Source organism: Belnapia arida, assembly GCF_016773205.1.
GTDB classification, from domain to species: Bacteria; Pseudomonadota; Alphaproteobacteria; order Acetobacterales; family Acetobacteraceae; genus Belnapia; species Belnapia arida.
Genome location: NZ_JAETWB010000088.1, coordinates 1 through 7498, shown reverse-complemented (window position 1 = coordinate 7498; position 7498 = coordinate 1). Strand labels below are relative to the sequence as shown.

Here is a 7498-nt window from a genome sequence, read left to right as displayed (position 1 = left end):
GTCTGTTGCTCTCCGTCATCGACACCTCCCAGGCTCCTCAGCCTATCAAAGGTGTCCGTGAAATCGGGACAGGCCCATCGTACCGCCTTTCTACGGCGCGCCGAAAAGAGCCTTCTACGGATTATGGCTTCTTTCGCTGGGTACTCACCTTGTGGCTTCTAGCAGAACCCGGATCAAGCACTACTGGCACTTGATCCGGATGGTGTTAAGCCGACTGGGCGTGAGCGGGCCTTAACGGCGAGGCACCCATGATACCGAACTAGTAGGGACGCTCGCCCCGACGTCTAGGAAGCAAATGGCTAAACGCGGAATTCCTCACGGTTCCGTCCTTCCGCCTGCATGGCATGAAGCCATTTTGGCAAACAGCCTCGTCCAGACCATTCTTCGCCGTTTGGGCCGCGAAACCTCACTGCTAGCTGAGCTCCGGCGTCCTTACGGTGCTTGCTGTTCAGGAGCAGAGGGGGTGCGCCCAGGCCATACGCTCTCGAAAGACAAACCCAACTGGGCGAGCTTCTCCTTCGCTTCGGTCAGCACTGCGTTCTTGGCCTCGTCAAGTTTTTCCAGGCGCTTCGCCTCTGCAGCGTCGCGTAGGGCCGTCAACTCCGGAACACTCATAGCTTACAAGTAGAAGTCGAACTTTTTCGCCATTCTAATGAACCCTCAAACAGCCCTTCTTGGTTTCCTATATTTTCCTGAGAAACATGGCAAGCGAGCAGTTTGTGCGCTGCAGAGGCGGCCAGAGCGGAAAGCCCAGATCGCATCCCGTAAATTGGATGGAAAGATGTACAATAAAGTCCTGTTCCGCTCCAAGATATTTAGCATACATAAAACACCACAAGATCATAAGGTATATCCGCCGTCCCCAGGACAAACGACGTAAACTTAGGCTAGCCTCGGAGAGCGACAGCCCGTGACATGGCTCGATTGGTTTGTGCGACAGAAGATAAAGTCCCATTTGGCAGAAGAGAGGACCCTTGCGGGTTCCTTCTCGTCAAATCGGAAAAACTCCAATGAATATTCGCTTGCCGATCTAGCTATCCAGGTGGCCGCAGATGCCAAGGGCAAGCCGGGTGTTGACCCGGAGATTGCCTTCTTTGCGTCCTGCCTTATACCGTTTTTGCGTGGCTTTGCGCCAATTGAGGACCGGCGACAAATGTCGGATGTTGGTCCAGCCCTTGGGTTAGTACTGACACGTGAAACTGCAGCCCTGTTTGCCGATGCGGAGCCGCCCGCCACCGACCAATGGCAACAGCGGGCCTTTGCTAAGGCGCCTGCTGGTGATGGCCGCGGCGGGATCTACATCGATGTTCCACATGGGGCGCTGCGGGTGGGTACGGACCTGCAGCTTCGGGCGGCACTCGCTATACCATGGTTGGAGCCGTCAGTCGTTAATGCGGCGCATCTTGTGTGGGCTGGAACCACCATAATTGCCTTGGTGCTAACAGCGCCAGGTTCCGAGAGACCGCGCGGCATATCCTTTGCTGCAGTAGACCCAAATCAGAACGTCTTCGCTCTAGGAACGGAAGACAAGCCGGTCGTGGGGTTTATGTCGAATGATGTTCTGGAGATGATGGCGGGCGCAAAGGGCGAACCAGAGGACGTGCTAAATCTATGGAATCTAGTCCTTAGTCGCTCAACAAATTTTCTTCGCTTGGTTCTAGCCTACCATGCCCATGGGCCAGTTGAGGCAAGGGAGGCGATTGCACAATCTCCACCTGCTAGATCGCCCCGCGAGCAGCTGCGGCCAAGGAAGGCGGAAAGCCTTTTCGCCATGGTACGGCTTCTGCCCCCAGCTGACCGGTTAGGACGGCCTACTCCGGCCCCGCACGTAACGCCCTGGCAGTTGATGAGCCGCCAGACAGTCTCGGGACACTTCCGCCTGCAGCCCTATGGTTCCGGCCTGTCGCTACGTCGTCTCATTTGGGTGTCCCCGTACGAAAGAGGTCCTGAGGGTGCGCCGGAAAAACCCCGCGCAAAAAATCTTTGAGGCAGCACAATCCCATAGATTGTCGTTCGACCATCTTTTGAATTCTAATGCGATTTCTTCGTGAACAAACCTCAGCTTATTATTCCGTGGGTGCTTGTGGCTTGGGTGGAAAGGTTGACCGCCGAGCGGATCCCCGAATCGGCTCCCAGAAATACCCGAGCGGCGTGCGGCTCTCACCGAGGAGGAAAGCTTCCACTGGCATGCCGGCAGCCACCGAACGTTGCGGCATGAGGTTCAGCGCTCCTGGTTCGAGTGCAACACGGACGGGGTAGACCAGCTGGCCGGCCCTGATGGCCAGGGCATCCGGGGCGATGGCGATGACATGGCCAGGCAGCAGCGGCGGTGCATTTTGCCGGAAGGAAGTAAGCCTGATCTTGGCCCGCTGACCCAAACCCACCTGATCGATGTCGGTCGGCTGGACCTGCAACTCCACAATCAACCGGTCTTCGGCAGGCACGAGGTCGAGGATGGGCTGGCCAGCCTGGATGCTGGCGCCTGGCGTGAAGGCCTGGATGTTGGTGACCTTGCCGGCCTCGGGCGCTAGCATTTCGCGCCGGGTCAGGATGTCCTGCGCGGAGCGGAGCTTCTGCAGCGCCGTCACCGTCGCTGCCTCGGTGGCCTGTGAGTCGTTGGCGATCTCGGAAAGCCGCACCAGGCGCAGCCCCTCAAGCTGCCGCTGCGCCTGGATGATGCCCTCGCGTAACTGCGCCTCCTGCGCATTGGCTTGGCCGATGGTAGCGACGAAGCCGGCCTCTTGCTGCTGCAGGTTCAGCACGGTGAAGCGCGAGGCATAGCCCTGGGCCAGCAGCTGGTTGTAGCCGGCGATCTGCTCGCGCACCGCCATGAGCTGCCGCCCGGCGCCCTCGCGCTGGGCACGGGCATCCGCCACCTGCTCCTGCAACTGGGTGATGGCGCGCTCCTGCACGCCCGATTGTCCATCGAAGGAAGCCCAACGGGCGGCGAAAAGAGCCTGTTCGGCGCGGAGGAAGATGGCAATGGCTGGGTTCGCCGCGGCCTCTGCTTGAAGCTCGGATGGAAAGGCAAGCTGGCGCTGCTCGGCCTGCTCGGCGCGGAGGCGGGCAAGCTTGGCTCGGCCGCCCCAATAGGCAGCCCTGGAGCGCCCGGCCTCCGCTTCCGCCTGGGTGATATCGAGCTGGAGTAAGGGTTGGCCCGCCTGCACCACCGAGCCTTCCTGCACTAGCAGCTGATGCAGGATGCCGGGTTCTAGCAGATTGACCGTCTTGCGCCGGCCGTCGGGCACCAGCTGGCCGGCGGCCACGACGGCCTGTTCCATCCGGGTCATGGTTGCCCAGCCGATAAAAGGCACCAGGGTCAGACCCAGCGTCAGCAGCGCCGTCCGCATCGTCATCGAGACCGTCGGGCCCGGCGCTGATGCTGCGACAAGCTCGTGCAATGCAGGGGCAAGATCGCTGGGCTCGACCGGGGCCATCGGCGATCGCGCCATGGCCGTCGGCTCGGTCAGCTCCGGCCGCTGTTGCTCGGTGAGGGCCCATTCACCTCCCGGCCCGAGGCGCAGGGCATAACGGGCCAGATCCGTCCAGCCTGCAGGATCATGGGTTACGATCAGGACGACGCCGCCCGCCAAGCGCACCCGCTCCACGGCGGCCAGGAGCATGCGCCGGGCGGGGCCATCGAGCGCCTCCTCTGGCTCGTCCAACACCAGGAGCTCAGGCCCGCCATGAAGCGCCCGTGCGAGCGCAATCAGCCGGCGTTGCCCAGCTGAGAGCATGCTGCAAAGCGTAGCATAGCCCTGCGGCAGGCGGCCGATCATGTCATGCACGCCGGCGGCGCGGGCGGCCGTCACTACCGCCTCCAGCGGTGCATCCGGCCCGCGGCCGATGTTGGCCTGCACATCGGCATCCAGCAGCTGGATGTCCTGCGGCAGATAGCCAATACGCACGCCCAGAAGCTCGCGGTCGCAGAAGTAGGTGTTCTGGCCTCGCAGCAAAACGCGGCCGGATGTCGGCTCCAGCAGGCCTAGGATCAAGCGCAACAGCGTGCTCTTGCCGGCGCCGTTCCGGCCCTGGACCAGGGTGACGCTGCCGGGAGGTAGGGCAAAGGAGATGTTGCGAATGATGGGGGTATCACGCCCCTCGGGCCAGAAGCCGAGACCTTCGGCCACTAGCCCGGGCGGCGCCGCAGGGTCCGGCGGTTCGACCGCTGGCGCGGCATTCTCGCGCAGCACCCGGCGCAGCCGACGCCAGGCGCCGAGGCCGCTGCTCCAGCTGCTCCAATAGCGCAAGATGTTAGAAAAAGGCGCCATCGCTTTGTAGCCGCCGAAGAAGGCGCAGAGCACGAGGCCCATGCTGCCGGTGCCTTCAAAGACCAAGGCAACGCCTCGCACCAGCAGCGCCAGGACGAAGAGGGAGGAGACCAGATGCTCAGTCTGTTCGATGGCATCCCGGCGCGCATGGGCCGCATCAGCTTGATCCAGCGCCTGGCTGTAGCGTCGGTGCCAGCGGAACACCGATGCGGCCAGTTGGCCAAGGCCGCGGAAGGTATCAGGATGGGCGAACTCGCTGCCGAGCTCGCCCGAGGTCGCGGCGATCCTGTGCGCCGCTTGTACGCTTTGCCGCTCGGTCGCGGCTTTGTTGACGAAGGCCAGGGCGATCGTCGTCAGGATGCCCAGGGTGGCGATCCAGCCAAAGCCATCATCGATGTAGAAGAGCGCTGCTAGGGCGAGGGCCGCTCCAACGAGGTCGAGCGCGCCGACCAACGTGGGCCCGGTGGCAAAATTCTGGACCGTCGTGACGTCTTGAAGCACAGCAACGCCGCCTGCGATATCGGCCCGGACTGCGTTGCGGATGGAGCTTTGTAAGGCCTCCGCCCGCAGCTTGAGGCTGAAGCGCTCGGCACCGGCCCGAAGCATTCGCCCCCGGTGCAACAAATAAATCTCAGATAGAACGGTTATGCCGATGAACAAGCCCAGCATCGCGCCATAGGTGCCGATGTTCGGCGTGCCGTGCATGGCATCCGACATGGCTTTCATGATCATGAGGAATCCGAAATAGCCGATCTGCCCGGCCAGGGTCAGCAGCAGGACAGTAGCAACCGCCGCAGGCGTCACGCCGATCGCGCGCAGGTCCAGCCAATGTGGACGGGGCCGGGCCATCATGCGAGGCGGCGCCCCGCCGCATCCGCCGCCGCGGGCAGGCGATGGAGTTCGCCGCCGGCCGGCACGAGGGTACCGTTGCGCAGCGTCAGCACCCGGTTCGCCATCCGCAGCAGAGCCGGCCGATGGGTCGTGAAAACCACCGAACTGCCCTCCTGCTGCAGCCGTGCCAGCAGCGCCACGATCTCGGTCTCGCCCTCGGCATCGAGCGAGCCGGCAAGCTCGTCGAGCAGCAGCAGCCGCGGCCGGCCATAGAGTGCCCGGGCGATGGCGATGCGGTGCCGCTGCCCCATGGAAAACTGGTAGTTCCCGGCAACCGGCGTGGCATAGCCGAGCGGCAGGCCGGCGATAATCTCATGCGCGCCGGCCCGGCGGGCGGCGTCCAGCACGAGGTCCATATCCGGCTGCTCGAGCCGCGCGATCACCTCCGCCAACGTGCCGCGCGCGAGCAGCGGCTGCTGCGGCAGGTAGCCAACATGGCGGGCGAGGTCCCGTCGGTCCCATTGGCTGGTGGCATGGCCGTCGAGATAGATCCCGCCGGCCGAGGGCCGGTGCAGGCCGAGCAGCAGGCGCAGCAGGGTGGACTTGCCACTGCCGGAGCCGCCGAGGATGGCGATGGTCTGGCCCGGCTCGACCGCCAGATCGACATTACGAAAAAGGAATGGCTGGTTGCCGCCGAAGGTGAAGGAGAGATGCTCGGCGACTAGCCTGCTCTCCGGGCAGGGGAAGGCAAGGCCGGGGGCGCTGGCCTGGGCGGTGTTGTCGGCTAGCCGGCGCAGCCGGTGCCAGGCAGCGGTGGCCTCCGTCCAGCGGTCGATGGTCTGCCCGAGCGCGCCGAAAGGGCTGGCAACCTGGCCGACGAGGATCGCCGCGCCGGCGAAGGCGCCATGGAGGGTGGCCCCGAAGAATGGCAGGCCGAACATGGTGAAAAGCAAGGCACCGCGAAAGAAACCGACCGTCAGATCGCTCAGGAAGCGCAGGCGGGCGGCCTTCTCATCCGCATGCCAGATCTCCCGCGCGCTCTTCGAACCCTGCTTGACCCAGAGCCGACCCAGGCGTGGCAGCATGCCCATGGCCAGCACGGCCTCGCCCGAGCGCATCGCGTCCAGAGTGAGATTATAGATCCGGCTTGTACTGGCCGCCGCCACTTCCTGCCGCTGGTTCAGGGCACAGACCAAGCCCAGGCTGATCAGCGCCATCGCTAGGCAGAACAGGGCTATGACGAAGCCAAAGGCCCAGTGAATAGCGAAGGTCAGCGGGATCAGGAAAGGCGTCATGACAATGCTGACGAGGGCTCTGCCGACGAATCCTGATAGGGTGTCCCGCACCGTCTCTATATCTGCGAGGACGGCCTGCAGGCTGGCATGCCCTCGCTCGGCATGCTGCATCACCGCGAGCAAGGCCGGAATGGCCAACTGGTCGGCTAGATGTCGGGCGAGATACCGGGCTGCCATCGATTGCAGCAGCCCGAGGATGGCGATGGCTATGCAGAGCATGATCCAGACCGTGGTTATGGAACGTAGGGCGTCCCAAGCCACCGAATTCAGTAGCCATTGTAGGCTGGACATTTTCAAAAACAGCAGAGCGAAATCAAGAATGGTGACGCCAAACCCAAGCAGAGTAAGGAGAGCCAGCCAACCCGAGGCGAGTCGCAGGACTTGCTCAATATTTTTGGTTAAGCCGGCCCCACGTTGAATACTAGCCCTTGTAGAATAGTTCATTTTCGTAAAATCCAAGAGCCATGAGGCGATTTACGACAGTAAATTACAACCTTTAAGAGATATTAGCCTTAAGAGTGAAATTTTGGTAGCTGTATTGCAAGGCCCGATAGGGTAGCGGCATGTAGCTACCGTCCGGGCCATGCGGCCCTGCGCCTCCTGATCATTGGGTATGCTTTCGGAGGATTCGCTTCGCGGCCAGTCAGCTCGTTGCTGAACTTGACAATCAACATTAAACAAGGTCGCGGGCGACATTTAACGAATGTCAGCTGAAGTGGGGCCATTCGCACACTAGCTATATCTGATTGTACTAATAATCACACCAGAATCTAAGTTCATTTGCAATAAAACTTTACATCTAATAAAGATATTAATAACAACAATCTATTTCCTGAATAGAAACAGTCTTCAATAAACAATAAGAATAAACATTTATTTCCTCTAAATTCAATTTTTTCAAAATTACTATCGTGGTAACTTTTTATGTTCTTGTAATCAAAGTAAAAGTAATTTTTTTCTTATGCAGTATGTAAGTCTTATTCTTATTGCTTATAACTTAATAGATTATAAATCCGAAGGATGAGCAATCCAAGATTGCAATCGCATTTTCGTGTGCTACACATCGCCGCGTTGCGCTGCAGCAGATGTGGAGGCATTCGG

At 60.9% G+C, this 7498-nt stretch carries 4 protein-coding genes; 1 reads left to right on the top strand and 3 read right to left on the bottom strand.

The features are described from left to right. Positions 1-299: 299 nt before the first annotated feature. Positions 300-410 carry an H-NS family nucleoid-associated regulatory protein gene (locus JMJ56_RS35925; protein WP_407927987.1) on the bottom strand — a complete coding sequence of 37 codons (111 nt, stop codon included), beginning with the start codon at positions 408-410 and terminating at the stop codon, positions 300-302. Positions 411-910: 500 nt separating this feature from the next. On the opposite strand from JMJ56_RS35925, the gene JMJ56_RS32115 reads away from it, so the two are divergent. Beyond that, entirely contained in the window at positions 911-1987 is a 1077-nt protein-coding gene (locus tag JMJ56_RS32115) for a hypothetical protein (protein WP_202835947.1), read from the top strand. Between the two features lie 79 nt (positions 1988-2066). Here the strand turns inward: JMJ56_RS32115 and JMJ56_RS32110 are convergent, their stop codons facing one another. Both JMJ56_RS32110 and JMJ56_RS32105 read right to left on the bottom strand, forming a co-directional pair. After that, the gene (locus JMJ56_RS32110) at positions 2067-5123 is read right to left on the bottom strand and encodes an HlyD family type I secretion periplasmic adaptor subunit (RefSeq protein WP_202835946.1); all 3057 of its coding nucleotides are present in this window, start codon (positions 5121-5123) and stop codon (positions 2067-2069) included. Then, positions 5120-6616: an ATP-binding cassette domain-containing protein gene (locus JMJ56_RS32105; protein WP_202835945.1), complete on the bottom strand. Its 1497-nt coding sequence runs from the start codon at positions 6614-6616 to the stop codon at positions 5120-5122. The genes JMJ56_RS32110 and JMJ56_RS32105 overlap by 4 nt, the downstream gene beginning before the upstream one ends. Between the last annotated feature and the right edge of the window lie 882 nt (positions 6617-7498).

Coding starts and splice junctions, on each gene's coding strand:
- JMJ56_RS32105 (WP_202835945.1), bottom strand. CDS start 6,616: ATGCTCTGCATAGCCATCGCCATCCTCGGGCTGCTGCAATCGATGGCA.
- JMJ56_RS32110 (WP_202835946.1), bottom strand. CDS start 5,123: ATGATGGCCCGGCCCCGTCCACATTGGCTGGACCTGCGCGCGATCGGC.